This window comes from uncultured Pseudomonas sp. (assembly GCF_913777995.1).
Taxonomy (GTDB): domain Bacteria; phylum Pseudomonadota; class Gammaproteobacteria; order Pseudomonadales; family Pseudomonadaceae; genus Aquipseudomonas.
This window is the reverse complement of record NZ_CAJYVE010000034.1, coordinates 34,440-50,893: the sequence shown is the minus strand read 5'-3', so window position 1 is coordinate 50,893 and position 16,454 is coordinate 34,440. Positions and strand designations below refer to the sequence as shown.

Annotated in this window: 16 protein-coding genes; 9 read left to right on the top strand and 7 right to left on the bottom strand. The window is 61.9% G+C overall.

Annotated elements, in window-relative coordinates; genetic code table 11:
- The first annotated feature begins 36 nt into the window (after positions 1-36).
- From QZ497_RS14645 to QZ497_RS14620, 6 genes are read left to right on the top strand one after another with little or no spacing between them, the layout of a single operon-like run.
- Entirely contained in the window at positions 37-1,398 is a 1,362-nt protein-coding gene (locus QZ497_RS14645; RefSeq protein WP_295476404.1) for an MFS transporter, read from the top strand.
- A 27-nt stretch (positions 1,399-1,425) separates the two neighbouring features.
- Entirely contained in the window at positions 1,426-2,187 is a 762-nt protein-coding gene (locus tag QZ497_RS14640; protein ID WP_295476402.1) for an SDR family NAD(P)-dependent oxidoreductase, read from the top strand.
- Between the two features lie 48 nt (positions 2,188-2,235).
- The gene (locus tag QZ497_RS14635; RefSeq protein WP_295476400.1) at positions 2,236-2,985 is read left to right on the top strand and encodes an SDR family NAD(P)-dependent oxidoreductase; all 750 of its coding nucleotides are present in this window, start codon (positions 2,236-2,238) and stop codon (positions 2,983-2,985) included.
- Between the two features lie 8 nt (positions 2,986-2,993).
- Entirely contained in the window at positions 2,994-3,293 is a 300-nt protein-coding gene (locus QZ497_RS14630) for a hypothetical protein (RefSeq protein ID WP_295476398.1), read from the top strand.
- A complete protein-coding gene (locus QZ497_RS14625) occupies positions 3,290-4,279 on the top strand; it encodes a GTP-binding protein (protein ID WP_295476396.1) in 990 nt (329 codons plus the stop codon). Before QZ497_RS14630 ends, QZ497_RS14625 begins: the two co-directional genes overlap by 4 nt.
- On the top strand, positions 4,276-5,460 hold the full coding sequence (locus QZ497_RS14620; protein WP_295476395.1) for an extracellular solute-binding protein: 1,185 nt from the start codon (positions 4,276-4,278) through the stop codon (positions 5,458-5,460). The genes QZ497_RS14625 and QZ497_RS14620 overlap by 4 nt, the downstream gene beginning before the upstream one ends.
- 17 nt (positions 5,461-5,477) lie before the next feature.
- Here the strand turns inward: QZ497_RS14620 and QZ497_RS14615 are convergent, their stop codons facing one another.
- On the bottom strand, positions 5,478-6,443 hold the full coding sequence (locus QZ497_RS14615) for an OmpA family protein (protein WP_295476393.1): 966 nt from the start codon (positions 6,441-6,443) through the stop codon (positions 5,478-5,480).
- Between the two features lie 281 nt (positions 6,444-6,724).
- On the opposite strand from QZ497_RS14615, the gene QZ497_RS14610 reads away from it, so the two are divergent.
- On the top strand, positions 6,725-7,345 hold the full coding sequence (locus tag QZ497_RS14610; protein WP_295476651.1) for a response regulator transcription factor: 621 nt from the start codon (positions 6,725-6,727) through the stop codon (positions 7,343-7,345).
- Here the strand turns inward: QZ497_RS14610 and QZ497_RS14605 are convergent.
- Together QZ497_RS14605 and QZ497_RS14600 are read right to left on the bottom strand one after the other, a co-directional pair.
- Positions 7,342-8,961 carry a hybrid sensor histidine kinase/response regulator gene (locus tag QZ497_RS14605; RefSeq protein ID WP_295476391.1) on the bottom strand — a complete coding sequence of 540 codons (1,620 nt, stop codon included), beginning with the start codon at positions 8,959-8,961 and terminating at the stop codon, positions 7,342-7,344. The genes QZ497_RS14610 and QZ497_RS14605 overlap by 4 nt on opposite strands.
- A 116-nt stretch (positions 8,962-9,077) precedes the next feature.
- On the bottom strand, positions 9,078-9,566 hold the full coding sequence (locus QZ497_RS14600) for a hypothetical protein (RefSeq protein WP_295476389.1): 489 nt from the start codon (positions 9,564-9,566) through the stop codon (positions 9,078-9,080).
- A 350-nt stretch (positions 9,567-9,916) separates the two neighbouring features.
- Here QZ497_RS14600 and QZ497_RS14595 point away from each other — a divergent pair, with 350 nt between their 5' ends.
- Positions 9,917-10,324: a hypothetical protein gene (locus tag QZ497_RS14595; RefSeq protein WP_295476387.1), complete on the top strand. Its 408-nt coding sequence runs from the start codon at positions 9,917-9,919 to the stop codon at positions 10,322-10,324.
- A 51-nt stretch (positions 10,325-10,375) separates the two neighbouring features.
- Here the strand turns inward: QZ497_RS14595 and QZ497_RS14590 are convergent, their stop codons facing one another.
- Positions 10,376-11,014: a response regulator transcription factor gene (locus QZ497_RS14590; RefSeq protein ID WP_295476385.1), complete on the bottom strand. Its 639-nt coding sequence runs from the start codon at positions 11,012-11,014 to the stop codon at positions 10,376-10,378.
- A gap of 103 nt (positions 11,015-11,117) precedes the next feature.
- Here QZ497_RS14590 and QZ497_RS14585 point away from each other — a divergent pair, with 103 nt between their 5' ends.
- Positions 11,118-12,725, top strand: a complete 1,608-nt coding sequence (locus QZ497_RS14585; RefSeq protein WP_295476650.1) for a hybrid sensor histidine kinase/response regulator — start codon at positions 11,118-11,120, stop codon at positions 12,723-12,725.
- Here the strand turns inward: QZ497_RS14585 and QZ497_RS14580 are convergent, their stop codons facing one another.
- The 3 genes from QZ497_RS14580 to QZ497_RS14570 form a co-directional block, all read right to left on the bottom strand.
- Positions 12,726-13,055: a DHCW motif cupin fold protein gene (locus QZ497_RS14580; RefSeq protein WP_295476383.1), complete on the bottom strand. Its 330-nt coding sequence runs from the start codon at positions 13,053-13,055 to the stop codon at positions 12,726-12,728.
- Between the two features lie 107 nt (positions 13,056-13,162).
- Positions 13,163-15,118: a TonB-dependent receptor gene (locus QZ497_RS14575; protein WP_295476649.1), complete on the bottom strand. Its 1,956-nt coding sequence runs from the start codon at positions 15,116-15,118 to the stop codon at positions 13,163-13,165.
- 199 nt (positions 15,119-15,317) lie between these two features.
- Positions 15,318-16,409 (bottom strand): endonuclease/exonuclease/phosphatase family protein, encoded by a 1,092-nt coding sequence (locus tag QZ497_RS14570; RefSeq protein WP_295476381.1) that lies wholly within the window; start codon positions 16,407-16,409, stop codon positions 15,318-15,320.
- Positions 16,410-16,454: the final 45 nt, after the last annotated feature.

The window sequence follows — 16,454 nt, the reverse complement described above, 5'->3', positions numbered from 1 at the left end:
ATTCATAGGCGCAACAGAAACAAGAGAAATGCCGATATGACCACTACACAAGCCACCACGGCGACGTCAGTCACTGAGTCCGCTGGGGCATGGAAGCCGGTACAACTGCAATCAGGAGACGTCAAATACGCAACCTGGATTGCCTTCTTCGCGTGGGTTTTCGCGGTATACGACTTCATCCTGTTTGGCACACTGCTGCCGGTCATGGGTGGGCATTTCACTTGGAGCGAAGCGGAACAGGCCGAAATCGCCACTTGGGTGGCGGTGGGCGGCGCGGTCATCGCCTTCGTCGTCGGTCCACTGGTGGACAAGATCGGCCGACGTGGCGGGATCATGTTCACCATCGGCGGCACTGCCCTCTGTTCTGCGCTCACGGCCATATGCGCCGGGATGGGCAAGGGGCCGCTGATTGCGGTTCGTTCGGTCGCAGGCCTGGGGTATGCCGAGGAAGCGGTCAACGCGACCTACCTGACCGAGGTCTATGCAGCCTCGACCGACCCGAAGCTGATCAAGCGCCGCGGTTTCGTCTACAGCCTGGTGCAAAGTGGTTGGCCGGTAGGGGCTCTGATTGCGGCTGGGCTGACGGCGCTGTTGCTGCCGCACATTGGCTGGCAGGGGTGCTTCGTGTTCGCCGCGGTGCCTGCCCTGGTCGTCGCGATCCTGGCGCGCAAGCTCAAGGAAAGCCCGCAGTTCCAGGTGCTGCAGCGCATCAACCAACTGCGCAAGGCCGGTGACGAACCTGCCGCCCGCAGCCTGGCGCATGAGTATCAGGTCGATTACGACGAGCATGCCAAGGCCGGTGTGGCCGCCGCATTCCGAGGCGCTGCGCTGCGCCCGACCCTGGTGCTGAGCCTGGCGATTCTCCTCAACTGGTCGGCCATTCAGGTGTTCAGCGTGCTGGGAACCTCAGTAATCGTCAGTGTGCATAAGCTGTCGTTCGAGAATTCACTGTGGATCCTCGTGTTGTCCAACCTGGTGGGCTTCATCGGCTACCTGGTCCACGGTTGGCTGGGGGATCGTATCGGTCGCCGCAACACCGTCGCGCTGGGCTGGATGTCGGGCGGGCTGGCGTTCTTCGCCATGATCCAGGGCCCCAGTGACCTGGTGACCGTGGTGGCGCTGTACAGCCTGGGTCTGTTCTTCCTGACCGGCCCGTACTCCGCCCTGTTGTTCTTCATGGGCGAAAGCTTCCCCACCAGTATCCGTGCAACGGGCGGGGCCATCGTGCATGCCATGGGTCCTATCGGCGCCATCGTCGCCGGCCTGGGCATCACCAGCGTGTTGACGGCCGGTGGCCAGTGGCACGGCGCTGCGCTCTGGTTCGGCGCGCTGCCTTGCTTCCTGTCGGGCCTGGTGATGTTGGCGGCCCGTCACGTCGAACCCCGCTCAGTCAAATGATTCATTCAAATAACCGGGAGCGTAATCATGTCTCAACCCGTGGCCTTGATCACCGGAGCGGCCAGCGGTATTGGCCAGGCGGTGGCAGTCGCCTATGCCAAGAAAGGTGTGCGTGTCGTCGGCGGCTACCTGGCAGGTGACCCACATGACCCTGCGCAGACACAGCAGCTCGTCGAAGACGCTGGCGGCGAGTGCTTGATGATGCCCATGGACGTTACCGACAGCGCGTCGCTGGAGGCCATTGCCGCAGCAGCCGTCGAGCGTTTCGGGCGGCTCGACTATGCCGTCGCCAACGCCGGGCTGTTGCGCAAGGCGCCCCTGCTGGACATGTCGGACGAACAATGGGACGCCATGCTCAACGTCGACCTGACGGGCGTCATGCGTACGTTCCGCAGCGCCAGCCGCCATATCGGCGAAGGCGGCGCCCTGGTTGCGATCTCGTCGATCGCCGGCGGCGTGTATGGCTGGCAGGAGCACGCGCATTACGCCGCCGCCAAGGCGGGTGTTCCAGGCCTGTGCCGCTCCTTGGCCGTAGAGCTTGCGCCCAGGGGCATTCGCTGCAACACCATCATCCCGGGGCTGATCGAAACCCCGCAGTCGCTGGATGGCAAGAACTCGCTGGGGGCCGACGGCTTGGCCAAGGCCGCCAAGGGCATTCCCCTGGGGCGCGTTGGGCGGGCCAGCGAAGTGGCCGATCTGGTCTGCTACCTGACCGGGCCTGAGTCGAGCTACATCACCGGGCAGAGCATCATCATCGATGGCGGCCTGACGGTGCGTTGGCCTGAGTGAAACGACACTACGCCGCATGACGCCATGCGGCTTGGAGGGCATTGAAAAATGAAGCCATTGCAAGATCGACGTGCGGTCATCACCGGTGCTGGCAGCGGTATCGGTGCGGCGATTGCTGTTGCCTATGCCGATGCCGGTGCCAGGCTGGTGTTATGTGACCGCGACGCGGAGCGTCTGGCGGTGATTGCCGGGCACTGCCGTGCCCGTGGCGCCCCAGTGACGCCATGCGTGGCGGACGTGGGCAGCAGGGAAGGGGCTCAGGCAGGAGTGGATGCCTGCATCGAGGCCTACGGTGGCATCGATATTCTGGTGAACAACGCCGGCATGTTGACCCAGGCGCCTTGCGTGGATCTCACCCAGGCGATGTGGGACGAGATGCTGCGTGTCGACCTGACCAGCGTCTTCGTCGCCAGTCAGCGGGCACTGCCGCACATGCTGGAGCAGAAATGGGGCCGCATCATCAACATCGCTTCCCAGCTGGGTATCAAGGGCGGCGCGCAACTGACTCACTACGCCGCAGCCAAAGCGGGGGTGATCGGTTTCACCAAATCCCTGGCGCTGGAGGTGAGCAAGGACAATGTGCTGGTCAACGCCGTCGCGCCGGGGCCTATCGAGACGCCGCTGGTCGATGGCCTCAGCCAGGAGTGGAAGGCGGCCAAGTCCAGGGAACTGCCGCTGGGCCGATTCGGCAGGGCCGAAGAGGTGGCGCCGATCGTGGTGCTGCTCGCCTCCGAGCCTGGCGGCAACCTGTTCGTCGGCCAGACCCTCAACCCGAATTCGGGCGATGTCATGCCGTGAGGTGAGCGATGTGTGGATTGTGTGGCCTGATCGGCGAAGACACGCACTGGAGCGACCCTATCGACACCAGCCTGCCCGGCCGACGCGAGCGGTTGCGTCGTATCGCGGCGATCAACCAGGTGGTCGCCCCTTTCCGGCTCAAGGTCAGCGATGTTCAGGGCGCGTCTTACCTGGTACAGGGGGCGACCGGCAAACAAGGTGTCGCCTCGGGCCTGGAACAGCTCTGGCAGACAACCGAAGAAATTCTCGGGCGTCGCCTCGACCCCCTTGACCCGCGAATTCTCGAACATCTGGAAATGCCCGCATGAGTCTGCAGATCAACGTACTGACCGGCTTTCTAGGCAGCGGCAAGACCACCTTGCTGCAGCGGGTCCTGGCCCATGAAGAGATGGGCGAGACGGCCCTGCTGATCAATGAGTTCGGCGAGGTCGGGATCGATGATCTGCTGGTGCAGGAAATCGCGCCCAATACGGTGCTGCTGCCGAGTGGCTGTGTCTGCTGCTCGATCAGGGGCGATCTGAAGCAGGCGCTCATCGACCTGCACGACAAGCGCAGCCGTGGCCTGATACCGCCGTTTCGCCGAGTGCTGCTTGAGACCACTGGCCTTGCCGACCCGGCGCCGATTCTTTCTACCTTGCAGCGTGACCCGCAACTGCGTGGCCGCTATCACTTGGGACTGATCGTCACCGTCGTGGATGCTCAGCATGCTGCGCTCCAGGAGCGCATCCACCCCGAATGGCTGGGCCAGGTGACGGCGGCCGATCGACTGCTGGTGAGCAAGGCCGATCGGGTATCGGTTGAGGTGCTCGAGCAGGTCACTGCCCATCTTCAATCGCTCAACCCATCCGCCTCGGTGGCACTGGCCAGTGGCGTCGGTGAGGGTGACGAGCAGCTTCTGGGTGAAGGACTCAGGAGCCCTGCGCCTGATGACGAGGTCGCCAGGTGGCAGCTGTTCGCACCCACCCGACAGCCGCAGCATGGCGGGGCCCAAGTCTGTGCCCTGGAGTACGACCAGGCACTGGACTGGCTGGCCTTCGGGGTTTGGCTGTCGATGCTGTTAAGATGCCACGGCGAACGCATTCTCCGGGTCAAAGGGATTTTGGATGTAATGGACTGCGAACAACCTATCGTCATTCACGGTGTCCAGCACTGCCTGCATGCGCCTGTACATCTGAAGGCGTGGCCCGGCGGTGAGCGGCGCTCGCGCCTGGTCATCATCGTGCGCGATCTGGACACCCGGCTGCTGCGTCGATCATTCGAAGCCTTTGTGCAGCGTCTGGGGCGAGCGGCATGAGCGGTCCCGTGACCTTGAGGGTACTGGGCACCTCCGTGACCCTGCTCGAGTCGATTCGCCTGCGCGCCGAGCGAGAGCTGGGCATTCGTATCGACTATCAGGTGCATGACGTACAGACGGTGCAGCGCATTGCCTTGATGCACCCTGAAAGCTACGACCTCTACGATCAATGGTTCCACAGCATGGACTTCGTCTGGCCTGCCGGTGCCATACAGCCCATCGATATCCGGCGCGTCGCCCTATGGGATGAGATCAATGACCTGGCCAAACGTGGCAGGCTGCATGCCCACGACACTCTGGGCGGTGGCAGCCTGCCCTGCGATCGACTGTTCGTTCAGCACGATCGCAGCCTGGGCAACCGACCCACCGACTTCATCAGCATGCTGCCGCTGACCCACAATGCGGACAGTTTCGCCTACCGACCCGACCTGCTACCCCCAGGGTTTTCCATCGAAAACGAAAGCTGGTCGTGGCTGGTCGATCCTGCCTGGTGTGGCCATGTGGCCTTGCAGAGCGATGCGGCAATCGGTGCGCTCGACGCGGCGCTGGCCGTGCAGGCGAAAGGCCTGGCGAGGTTCGACGTCTTGGCCAACCTGCGTCTGGATGAGATCGACGAGCTTGCCGAGGTGCTCATCAAGTTGCAGCGCCAGGGCCATTTCGCGGCCTTCTGGTCGGATGACCGTGACGCGGGCAAGCTCATGCTCGGCCCCAAGGTGCACATCGAAAGCGTATGGTCGCCAGCGCTGATGCAACTGCATCGCGAGGGTATTCAATATCGCCAGGCGGTGCCCAAGGAAGGCTACCGGGGCTGGTTCGGCGGCCTGTCGCTGTCTCGAGCTGTCGAAGGGCCCGTGAAGGATGCGGCCTATGCCTACCTCAACTGGTGGCTGGCCGGTTGGCCGGGGGCCATGATGGCGCGGCAGGGGTTCTACATTTCCAATCCATTGCGTGCTCGCGATCATTTGTCGGCCGCGGAATGGGATTACTGGTACGAGGGCAAGCCTGCCAGGGAGCAACTGCTCGGCAGTGATGGCGAGCCGCTCATCGAGCCAGGGCAGACCCGAGAGGGCGGCTCGTATGCCGAGCGAGTGAGCCGAATCAGCGTCTGGAACTCGGTGATGGACGAGCATAACTACCTGGTCCGCAAATGGGCGGATTTTCTCAGGGCCGGGCGATGCTAGCCTGGTGATTCACCACGTTAGTCTTGCCTGACCAGCTCGACCCGACGGTTTTGCGCTTTACCCGCTTCGCTGGCGTTATCGGCCACTGGAGCGCTTTCGCCAAAGCCGGTGGCCGATAAGCGGGTCGCGTCGATCCCCTGGGCGACGATGGCAGCTACCACGGCCTCTGCGCGTTGGGCTGAAAGCGTCTTGTTATGCGCAGCGTCGCCGGTGTCGTCGGTATAGCCGTTCACTGCCAGTTTCAACACTGAGTCTTGCCTGAGTAACTGCACGACTTGCTGCAGTTGTGCTTGCGAATCAGGCAGGATGCGGCTCTGGTCACTGGCGAAATTGACGTGCAATACCGCCTTGCCCGATTGCTCCAGCTGCGTGCCGAGTTCCTGTGCCGATAACAGGCTGGCGGTGATTTGCAATGGTTTGCTTTCGGCGATCAGCATCCCGGCGCCAAAGGCGTAGCTGCACAGGTGTATCCAGATGTCGCGGTCGGTACGGTGGATGACGAACACCTGCGTCGCGTTGTTCCAGATATCGCCCAGGCCGCTGTTGTATTTCATCGCGAAGTCGCGTGGCCATTCCTTGATGCGTTGGCTGGCCTCTTCCGGGATTTTGCCGTCGAAGATCTTCTTACCGCCCAGCGAGAACACCACGGATTCGAGGTTGCGCTGCAGTTCGAGGTCAGAGAATGCCTTGCCCTGTGCGGCGTCGATATGCGCCGACCAGACTTTGCCTTCGACAGCCTCCAGGCGGTCGCCTGTCCAGAAGGGAATCTGATCGAAGTCCGAGGTATCAGGCGTGGTCGCCACGACATAGCCCTTGGGAAGCGCAAGGTAGGGAAATGCCCCCAAGGGGGTGGTCGATACCGGCAGGCTGGCGGCCTCGAATGCTCGATTGTTGGTTGCCTGCGCGCCAGGCGAGGACAGCACCGCCAAGCCCAGCACAATGGAAAGTATGGGTATCACTACAGTGGTTTTTTTAAAGTTCATCGTTCCGAAACTCTCGGCTGCAAGACGTCATGCATGACCCGCTGAATAACAGGTCGGCGGTGGCGGTTATAAAACCGGCGAGAATGAAACCCCGCAATAGTACAACTGCCCTATTGCAGGGTTCGTGATGTTGCAACAGGGTCAGCCTATTCACCCTGCATGGCTGATATCGAAAGGTATAGTGCAGGTGTACTAGTTCATGTGTTCTATATCTTAAGTCGCCTGGGTCAGAGATGATCGAGCCGTGTTCTCATCGATCTGAACAGGCTGTACTTGCTGATATGAGTTGTCGAATTGTGGTGGCGGATGAGCACCCGCTCTATCGGGAAGGAATGATAGGGCTATTGGAATGCCTGTTGCCGGGCGCAGAAATAAGGCAGGCGGGAACACTGGAGGATGTCTACACACTTATGGCCGGCTGGAAGCCAGTCGCTCTGTTGTTTATCGAAGTGCGTCTGCCAGGGCTATGCTCTCTTAAAGGGCTGGAAAAACTGTGTCAGGAAAAAGGCGCTACCCGAATTATTGTTGTTTCTGCCGTTGATGATAGCCTGGTGGTCGCACGAGTGATGGAAACGGGCGTCAATGGATTCATTGGCAAGAACATGGCGCCTAAAGACGTGCGTAAAGCGATCAGGGATATAAATAGTGGCCAAGTAGTGGCGTGCTATGAGCCGAGTGATACACCGCTGCTCGAAAGCGATGAAGTTCCTCGCAAGCTGACGTCAAGGCAGCGAGAAGTCTGGCAACTGATCGCACAAGGAAAGACCAACAAGGAAATTGCCGCCGAACTGGCCATTTCTCCCTACACCGTGCGTATTCATGTCTCCTCGTTGATTCGCGCCTTGAATGTGCCCAACCGCGCAGTCGCCGCAGTGCGTTTTGCGGACCGCGACGCCTGTTAGACCTCGTACGAAAACCGGCTGCGTTCGATGGATTTGGCCTGCTCGAGCAACACACTGCGCAATTCAGGTGGACGCACGGGCTTGGCCAGCACCGAAATGTTCAGGCTGTGCAGCGATTGGCGAATACGTTCGATCTCGTGTCCGGTAATCACCAGGGCAGGTACTTCCCGGCCGCGTCGCTCACGGATCGTCGCGATGCATTCGGCCCCCGAGGCTTTGGTGCCCAGGTCGAAGTCGGCAATGATGATGTCGCAGTCGGCGTCCAGGATATCCGCATCCGTGTGGACTTCGACCACGCAACCCCATTTCTCCAGCAGGGCCTTGGTCGCCATGGAAACGTTGGCATCGTCTTCGATCAGGCATATGCGTAGACCATGGAGGCGTTCTTGCGGGCTCTTGACGCGCGGGGCCAGCGGCTGGGCAGCGACCTGCTTCAATCCCGTGATGGCCACCCGGGTACCCCGCTCGGGCGTGGAGCGGATATGCACGTTCACATCGAGCAACTGGCTGATCCGCTTGACGATGGACAGCCCCAAACCCAACCCTTCGACATCCTTGTCGCGCGTGCGGCGCACTCGATAGAACTCCTTGAAGACCTCGGGCAGGTGCTCGGCGGCGATGCCGCAGCCTTTGTCATAAACCACCACGGCCAGGCCGTTGGCCTGGCGCCGGGCGCCGATCAATACCGGTTTGCCGGGGGCGTACTTGATCGCGTTGGACACCAGGTTCTGCACCATGGTGGTCAATAGACCGGCATTGGCATCGACCCAGTGTTGGCAAGGACGCAGGCGCATCTCGACACCTGCCCAGCGTGCGGCTTCGGTGTTCTGCTTGACCACATCGCGCAACAGCTCATCCAGACTCAGCGGTTCAGACTGTGGTTCCAGCTTGCCGTTGTCGAGGGTGTAGATGTCCAGGATCGAGCGGAACAGCTGCGAGACGGTGTGCAGCGAACGGTCGATGTTATCCACCAGACGCAGTTCCTCGCTGCCGAGCCTGGCGTCGCGCAGGCAGGCCGTGAACAGGCCGATGGAATGGATCGGCTGGCGCAGGTCGTGGCTGGCCTGGGCGAGAAAACGGGATTTCTCCTGGTTGGCAGCGATGGCTTCTTCCGAGGCGAGACGTGTGCGTTTGAGCAGGATATGCGCGTAGGCCGGCACCACGACGGTGGTCACGATCAGCATCAGGAACAGGTAGGGCTGAGAGCGCCAGAAGGGGTTGAAGAGGAAAATCACCACCAGGGTGGCAAGTGCGATCGCCGTGGCCAGGGCCAGATAATGCGAGCCGAAACGCATGCCATTGCCCAGCGTCACCCACAGCAGGGCGGCGTAGATGGGCAACGCGCCTTCGCCGCCCAGCACCATGGCGAAGGCGATGCCGGTGTAGTCATGCAGCATGGAGAACAGGCGGCGCCAGAAAAAATGCCCGGGCCAGCGCTTGATCGCCATGCGCAGGAATATCGAGGCAATGATGAAGGTCGAAATATACAGAATGATGGGAAGGTACGTCGCCGCATCAGCAGGGCGCAGACCGCTCAGCACCACCATGTATAGCAAGGCGCTGGCACTGACGGTCAGTCGCAGGCTGGCCTGATTGAGTTCGCTGTTCTGTTCCACGCTTACGACCTCAGGGTCATGGGGAGGCATCGCCGGATGTTGCTCCCTTGAGCGCGGCAAGTGAACTTTGGCCGCCGGGCTCTAGGGACCCTGGCGGCCGGGTGGGAGGGAGCGCATCAATACAGCCGGTAGTAGTCCACCACATCGTCGATGAAGTAAATGATCAGCGTCGACCCGGTGGCCTGGTTCGGTGCTTTTTTCGTTCCCGTCACGCTGCTGACGTCCTCGGCGACACCCTGTGCCTTGGACACCTGCGCGGAGGCGTCGTACATCTTCAGGCTCGTCTCGGTCGACACATACTTGTGCGCCAGAGTCATGTATTTCTCCAGCCCTTCTTCTTTTTTCTCATAAGTCCAATTGGAACCGTTACTGCGACTGGTCGAGTTAAGTTCTTCTTGGGAGGGCGCGCCGAACAGTTGCATCACCTGATTCTTGGTGGTTTTTCCCGGAATCAGGGTTTTCTTCAAATAAGTGATCTCGTACTTTTGTGCACCTGGATTCAATGAATTCATCAAGCCGTCCGTATTGGCGCAGCCCGACAAACCGACGGCCAGCCAGCACAGCATGAATCCGATGCCGAGTATTTTTCCATGATTGACGTGCATAGACTTACCTTGATGTGTATTCAGGGGCGTTGTTATTGGCCCGCATTCAGGCAGCAGGCCTTCGAGATGAGCGCTGTATGTTTATCGCCGGCAACAGCCACGCGTGTGCCTGTTCACTGAAGTAATGAACAGGCGCCGGGTTACTGCGCGAGCTGGATAAAACAGCGTGTTCGGACCGTTGTGAGTTTATGAGCGGTACAGGGAGGGGCGCCATAGTACAGGTGTGCTATGGACGGTCATTTAAGGGCTTTCTAGCATGGCGTGATAACTAAGCATTGCCTCCCGGGTTCGATAAGTTGTCGAGTTGTGGTGGTGGCATTTTAATATTTAATAATGATTGGAGTTGTAGCATGAAGCCCTGGGTCGTCCTTTTCCCCGTCCTGTTGTTGTCTGGGTGCGCCGGTTCGCCCTTGGGTAATCTGCTCACGAACCAGCGTTACCAGACCACATCGGACATCACCGCCTCATGGGTAGGCGCCTCAGAGGATGACCTGGTGACTTCATGGGGCGCGCCAAAGAACAGCTATGCCTTGAGCGATGGGTATTCGAAGATCATCGGCTACGACTATGTCTGGCTGACCAACGCCAGTCGTTCGGCAGAGTGGGGTTATGTGCCTGACTACGCCCGTTGTGAACAGCGCTTCATGATCGAGCGGGGGATGGTTACCCGTTGGTATTCGTCCGGCGACTGCCCGAAACGACCCTCGGGAGCCAAGTTGATTCCCGCGAGCACGCCGGTGCCCAAGCCCACGCTGTAACCCTCGCTGCCAGGTCTTTGCGGCGTCATCGACTGTCAGCGCAGGTAAGTTTCAGGTATCGGTTTTTTCCGGCCAGCCATTGCCGCTGGGAAAAATCCCGAACTGCGCCGCCGCGGCCGCACGCGTGGGGACCCCCAGGGACTTGAGCAGCGTGGAAACATGGATGCGTACGGTAAAGGGCGAAATACCCAGCAGCTTGGCGATTTCCTTGTTGGTCTTGCCAGCGGCAACCAGGCTCAGCACTTGCTTCTGACGCGCAGTCAGTGATGAGAGGCTAGGGTCCAACAGCGGATTTTCAGGGTTGTACTTGACCACCACCTCGCCTTCCCGGATGGCCTGAATGGCGTCGGCAATACCCGTCGGGTCGACATTCTTGCCGATGAAGCCGTCAGCTCCCTGGTCGATGACCTGCGAGATGATCTCCGGGTCGTCGACCATCGAGACGACGATGATCGATGTGCGTTTGAACTCGCTGCGCAACTGACCAATGACCTGCATGGAGGTGAGCCCGGGAAAGCGCAGATCCAGAATCAGCGAATCGACTTCCGGGCCCGAACGCGCGAGTGCCAGGACTTCATCCAGGTTGCCCGCCTGCTCGATCAGCGCGTTGGGTATGAGCCGCTCCAGGGTCTTGAGCATCCCTTCGCGAAACAGAGGGTGGTCATCTGCCACTATGATTCTGTGCGTCATGCTCAAGGCCAATTCACCGCAGGGTGGGCGTATCGTACCGCAACTGTAACATCCGGTTTCAGATTTGAAGCGGCTTGTGCCTCGGAGACTTGCCATGCCCCTGATGGAAAAGAACAGCGAGCTTGACCAAGCCACCTTAAGGCTGACGGTCAGCACCTGTGCTTCGCTGTACATCTTCGTGGTGGCTTGCCTGCCTTCCAGTGACTTCGCCACTTATGCGCCCATCCTGTGGTACATGGCGTTTTTCGTCAGCGTGGCGGTGCCCCTGCGCATGGCGATCAAGCGTTGGCCTGGGCATTTCTTCTGGCGCCGCCTGTTCGCCATGGCCCACGACTACAGCGGTATCTCGTTTGCCATGGTCGTGGGTGGGGAGGGCGCCTTGCCCGTGTATGCCGCCTTGCTGTGGGTCACCCTGGGCAATGGCATGCGCTTTGGTTCTCGCTACCTGGCCGCCGCGACACTCATCGCGCTGGGCATGCTGGTGATGATCTTTATCCTGACCCCGTTCTGGCGTGGCCAGCCTTTCATGTTCCTGATGCTGATCGTGACCACCATCGTGGTACCGGCCTATGCGCACATTCTGCTCGAACGAACCCGTGTCGCGTCGGAAGAGGCAATGGCCGCGAATCAGGAGAAGTCCCGCTTTCTTGCCCAGGCCAGCCACGACCTGCGCCAGCCGATCCATTCCATTGGCCTGTTTACGGCCTGCCTGCGCGACGCCAGGCTGGGCAGCGAAGAGCTTCGCCTGGTGGACAACATTGACCGCTCGCTGCACACCGTCTCGCAGCTGTTCCGTTCGATCCTCGACATCTACACCCTCGACAACGGCAAGCTGGAGCCACAGGCGGAGCCCGTCAACCTCGATGCGCTTCTGCGTGATGTGGTCAAGCAGAACACCGAGGCGGCACGCTGGGCGGGGGTCGAGTTACGCCTGCGTCCGTGTCGACAGTGGGTCAACGTCAATGCCGGCTTGTTGACCACCATGGTGCAGAACCTGGTCTCCAATACGCTCAAGTACGCCGCCGGACAACCGGTGCTGATAGGTGTTCGACCCCGGGGCAAAGGGCTGGCCATTGTTATCTACGACAAGGGGCGCGGCATTGCCGCCGAGCATCTGCCGGAGGTGTTCAAGGAGTTCTACCGGGTACGCCACGTCCGTGACAAGGATGTCGAAGGCCTGGGGCTGGGGTTGTCCATCGTCAAGCGAATCAGCCAGTTGATTGGCCTGGATATCCGCCTGGACTCGCGACCCGGTCGGGGTACTTGCGCGACCATCCAGGGCCTGGAGCGCATGGTGCCTGGCATCGAGGCCCAACGGCCGGTGATCATGCAGCGGCGCTTGCAGGGCCTGCGCGTATGCCTGGTGGAAGACGATGCCAATGTGCTGATGGCAACCTCGGCCCTGCTCGAAAAGTGGGGGTGCGAGGTGGAAACCCACAGCGATGGACTGGACGTGGTGACCGACTGCGACATCATCATTGCCGATTTCGATCTGGGGCCGAAGATCTCGGGCGCCGAGTGCATCGCCGCGATACGCGAGCGGCGCGGCTGGGAGGTTCCGGCGATGATCATGACCGGACATGACATCGAGCGCATCCGCAGTGGCCTGATGCATATGAACATTTCCATTCTGTCCAAGCCTGTGCGTCCGCCCGAATTGCGAGCGACCCTGCTCGAATTGACCAAGGATTTTTTCAAAGAGGCCACGTAGTCAATCGACGATGAACAGCGTCGCGCCACTTGCCGTGGAGGAACGATGCGCCTCGGCGTTGTCGGCCACCTGGTAGCTCATGCCGGGCAGCAGGGTGAAGCGACGGCCGTCTTCCAGCTCGGTGTCCAGTTGGCCCTTCAGGCACAGCAGCACGTGGCCTTTGCTGCACCAGTGGTCGGCCAGGTAGCCCGGCGTGTATTCCACCATGCGCACGCGGATGGCGCCGAACTGGCAGGTGCGCCAGTAGGCGATGCCGGTCTCTCCGGGATGGGTTGTGGCCTCGATGGCCGACCAGTCGGTGATGCCGAAGGGAATGTCGTGGATGTGCATGGCGCGCTCGTTCGGATGATCCAGCCGGCAACCTACCTGTGGCGACAGGCTGCCGGTAGATACAGATCCTTGCGAAACCCGCCATACATCGGCCACGCGGCAAGCGATCAGAACGTCATCTTGACCCCCGCCTGTACGCTGCGTCCGGCGGCCGGTACTTCGTCACGCAGGATCGAACTGGCGTAGCGGATGGTCTGGTTGTTCAGGTTGTCGCCCTTAAGGAAGGCCAGCCACTGGCTCTGCCCGATATCGAAGTGGTAACCGAGGCTGGCATTGAGGGTGGTGTAGCCATCGGTGCTGGTCTCGGCTTCCGGCACCCGGTGCTGGGCACTGGCGTGTTCCGCGCCGAGGCTGGCCTGCCATTTCTGGTAGGTCCACAACAGCGCGGTGTTCAGGCGCAGCGGCGCGATGCGCGGCAGCGGCTCGCCGGTTTCGCGGTTCCTGGCGCGGGTGTAGTCTGCCGAGCTTTGCAGGGCGAACTCACCGTACGGGGTTTGCGCCAGACGCCAGTGGTCCTGGGCTTCGATACCCCAGAAATCGGCTTTCACCCCGCTGTACAGGTATTCCGGCAGTGCGCCGTCGTCGCTGGCGGCCACCTGTTCGCCGTCATCGTTCAGGTAGCGCCCGCTGCCCAGCAGACCGATGTAGTTGGAGAAACGGCTGTAGAACACCCCAACGCTGCCCTTGTGGGTGCCATTGTCGAAGCGCAGGGCCAGGTCGCTGGACCAGGACTTTTCCTTCTCGGCGTTGGCGTCGCCCACTTCATAGGTGCCGGTGGCTTCGTGCGGGCCATTGGCGTACAGCTCATAGAAGGTCGGTGCCCGCTCGGTGTAGCTGAGGGTGCTGGCCAGCGACCAGACCTTGTCCAGGCTGTAGATGGCACCGAACGACAGGCTGCCGGCGGTGAAGCTGTGATTGGCCGCGGCGCCCTCGAAGCGCTCGTTGCCGCCGGCGTCCGGGCTCAGGCGTGTATGTTCCAGGCGACCGCCCAGCGACAGGTCGAGGCGCTCGGTGGCTTTCCAGTCTTCCAGGACGAACAGCGCGGCGCTGTCGGTGTCGGTCTTGGGCACGAAGGCTTCTTCGCCCAGGGCCTGGAACTGGCTGCTGGACACCTGGGCACCGATCACCCCTTGCAGCGGGCCGATGGGCTGGTGGCGGGCTTCGATGCGGGCCTCGTAGCCGTCGTTCTTGAACACCGTACCGGTGGCACCGTCTTCGATCTCGCGATGTTCGTACTGGGTGTGGCCGACGTTCAGTTTCACCGAGCTGAACGGCCCTTCCAGGTCGCGGACTTCGGCGGCCATGGCGGCGTGACGCTGCTCCATGTCGATGCGCACGTCTTTCTCGGCGGGGGAGCCGTAGTTGCTGTCGTACTCGTCGTAGGACAGACCGACATAACCGTGATCCCAATGGTAGGCACCGCCGATGGCACCACCGTCCTGGCGGCCGTCGCTGTTGGCCACCCGGTGTTTGCTGTCGTCGCCATCGAGGGCGCGCTGGTCGCGGGAGTGGGCATAGCCGGGGATGCGCAGGTCGTTGAACTCGCGGGAACTGGCGTCCAGATGCAGGGCGAAGGTGCCGTCGCCGGCTTCCAGTTTGCCGGCGCTGCTGCGCGTGGTGTCGGCGCCGCCGTAACGCAGCTCACCGCCGCCGTGCACGCCGTCAACCGGCTCGGTAGGAATGCGGTTGTCGATGGTGTTCACCACGCCGCCCACCGCGCTGCCGCCATACAGCAGCGCGGCGGGGCCACGCACCACTTCGACGCGCTCGGCGTTGGCCGCATCGAAGGGTACGGCGTGATCGTAGGACAGCGACGAGGCGTCCAGCGCGCCGACGCCGTTGCGCAGCACGCGAATGCGGTCACCGTCGAAGCCGCGGATCACCGGGCGACTGGCCACCGGGCCGAAGTAGGTGGACGACACACCGGGCAGGCCGTTCAGGGTTTCGCCCAGCTGCGCCGCCTGGCGCAGGGTCAGGTCATCGCCCTCCACCACGCTGGTGGGGGAGGCCAGCGCGTCGGCACCGAGCGGGTTGGCGGTAATGATCTGTGGCTCGAGGGTCATCGTCTGATCGGCGAGCGCCGGCTGGGCGGCCAGCAGGGCGACCGTCAGGGACGAGAGGGCAGGGAAGACGCGCGTGAACATTGAAAGCTTTCCTTACAATTGGAAATGCAATGTTACAACATAACAATGTCGTCGCCAGGATAAATTTCCCACGCGCTCGCCCGCGCTCCAGGCGGGAGGGGCGCGTGCCGGCGGGGTATCAAGGATGTGCAGGCAGTTGCAGGCGTGCCAGCAGCGGCAGATGGTCGGAAATCTGCAAGGTATCGCCCTGGCGCACCCCGGCCTCCAGGCGGCGCAGGGACGGGCTGTGGATCAGGTAGTCGAGGGTGCGGTCGGGCCCGCTGATCTGCGGGTCGTTGGGCCAGTAGGTCAGCCACAGGCTGCGTTCGATACCACCGGCTTCGGCATTGGAGGGGATCATCGGGTATTTGTCCCAGAGCAGGTGCAGCGGGCTGTCGGGCAGATAGCCGACGCGCTGTTGCTCGTCCAGGCGCGGGTACTGGCCCAGCGGCAACAGGCTGAAGTCGCCGCCGATCAGCCAGGGCGTGCCACTGCGCTCCAGGCGGTCGAGCAGGGCGGCGGTGGCTGCGGTCTGCTGGCGCAGCGTCTCGGGGTCTGGCTCCGGGGTGTATTGCTGGGTATTGATCAATGCCAGACGTCCGCCGCCTTGCAGTGGCAGGTAGCTGACCAGCAGCGCCGGTCTGGGCTGGAACAGGCGCACCAGGGGGGTGCTTGGGTGCAGGGGAAGTTGCAGGCGCTCGGCACTGTCGATGCGGTAACGGCTCAGGGTCGCCAGCTTGAGGCCGACGCTGCCCCAGATACGCGGGTGGGGCACGAATTCGGCCTTCCAGTTGAACGCCTGGGTGCTGCACGGGTAGAGGTCGGCCAGGCGTTCCTGAAGCAGGGCCAGCTGGTTCTGGTAACCGGTGTCGCGGGCGCCGTCGCCGAGTTCCTGGAGCAGTACCAGATCGGGCTGTTCGTCGCGGATCACCCGCACCACTTCATCAAGGTTGAAGGCCAGGTCCTCGGCGCTCGGGCGTTCGTCCGGGCCGCTGCCATCGGGGCGCTCGTACCAGAACACGTAGCGCTTGCCGGCCAGGTACTGGACATTCCAGGTCATCACCTTCACGGCCTGGCCGGGCTTCAGCAGGGCGGGGCGGTCGGTGGTGCTGCACAGGGGCTCGACCGCTTCACGGTCGGCGGGCCGCCAGGTCGATTGATACAGTGCCCCCCAGAGGGCGGCGGCCAGCAGCAGGATGAACAGGATCAGGCGTGGCAGCAGGCGGTTCATCGGACGGTCAGGATTCCTGAACGGGATGCCCGCAGCATAGCCCAA

Bases quoted from the DNA above. Each gene is read 5' to 3' on its own strand.
- QZ497_RS14575 (WP_295476649.1), bottom strand. From the start codon at position 15,118: ATGACCCTCGAGCCACAGATCATTACCGCCAACCCGCTCGGTGCCGAC.
- QZ497_RS14640 (WP_295476402.1), top strand. From the start codon at position 1,426: ATGTCTCAACCCGTGGCCTTGATCACCGGAGCGGCCAGCGGTATTGGC.
- QZ497_RS14610 (WP_295476651.1), top strand. From the start codon at position 6,725: ATGAGTTGTCGAATTGTGGTGGCGGATGAGCACCCGCTCTATCGGGAA.
- QZ497_RS14600 (WP_295476389.1), bottom strand. From the start codon at position 9,566: ATGCACGTCAATCATGGAAAAATACTCGGCATCGGATTCATGCTGTGC.
- QZ497_RS14590 (WP_295476385.1), bottom strand. From the start codon at position 11,014: ATGACGCACAGAATCATAGTGGCAGATGACCACCCTCTGTTTCGCGAA.
- QZ497_RS14615 (WP_295476393.1), bottom strand. From the start codon at position 6,443: ATGAACTTTAAAAAAACCACTGTAGTGATACCCATACTTTCCATTGTG.
- QZ497_RS14620 (WP_295476395.1), top strand. From the start codon at position 4,276: ATGAGCGGTCCCGTGACCTTGAGGGTACTGGGCACCTCCGTGACCCTG.
- QZ497_RS14630 (WP_295476398.1), top strand. From the start codon at position 2,994: ATGTGTGGATTGTGTGGCCTGATCGGCGAAGACACGCACTGGAGCGAC.
- QZ497_RS14570 (WP_295476381.1), bottom strand. From the start codon at position 16,409: ATGAACCGCCTGCTGCCACGCCTGATCCTGTTCATCCTGCTGCTGGCC.
- QZ497_RS14625 (WP_295476396.1), top strand. From the start codon at position 3,290: ATGAGTCTGCAGATCAACGTACTGACCGGCTTTCTAGGCAGCGGCAAG.
- QZ497_RS14580 (WP_295476383.1), bottom strand. From the start codon at position 13,055: ATGCACATCCACGACATTCCCTTCGGCATCACCGACTGGTCGGCCATC.
- QZ497_RS14635 (WP_295476400.1), top strand. From the start codon at position 2,236: ATGAAGCCATTGCAAGATCGACGTGCGGTCATCACCGGTGCTGGCAGC.
- QZ497_RS14645 (WP_295476404.1), top strand. From the start codon at position 37: ATGACCACTACACAAGCCACCACGGCGACGTCAGTCACTGAGTCCGCT.
- QZ497_RS14585 (WP_295476650.1), top strand. From the start codon at position 11,118: ATGGAAAAGAACAGCGAGCTTGACCAAGCCACCTTAAGGCTGACGGTC.
- QZ497_RS14595 (WP_295476387.1), top strand. From the start codon at position 9,917: ATGAAGCCCTGGGTCGTCCTTTTCCCCGTCCTGTTGTTGTCTGGGTGC.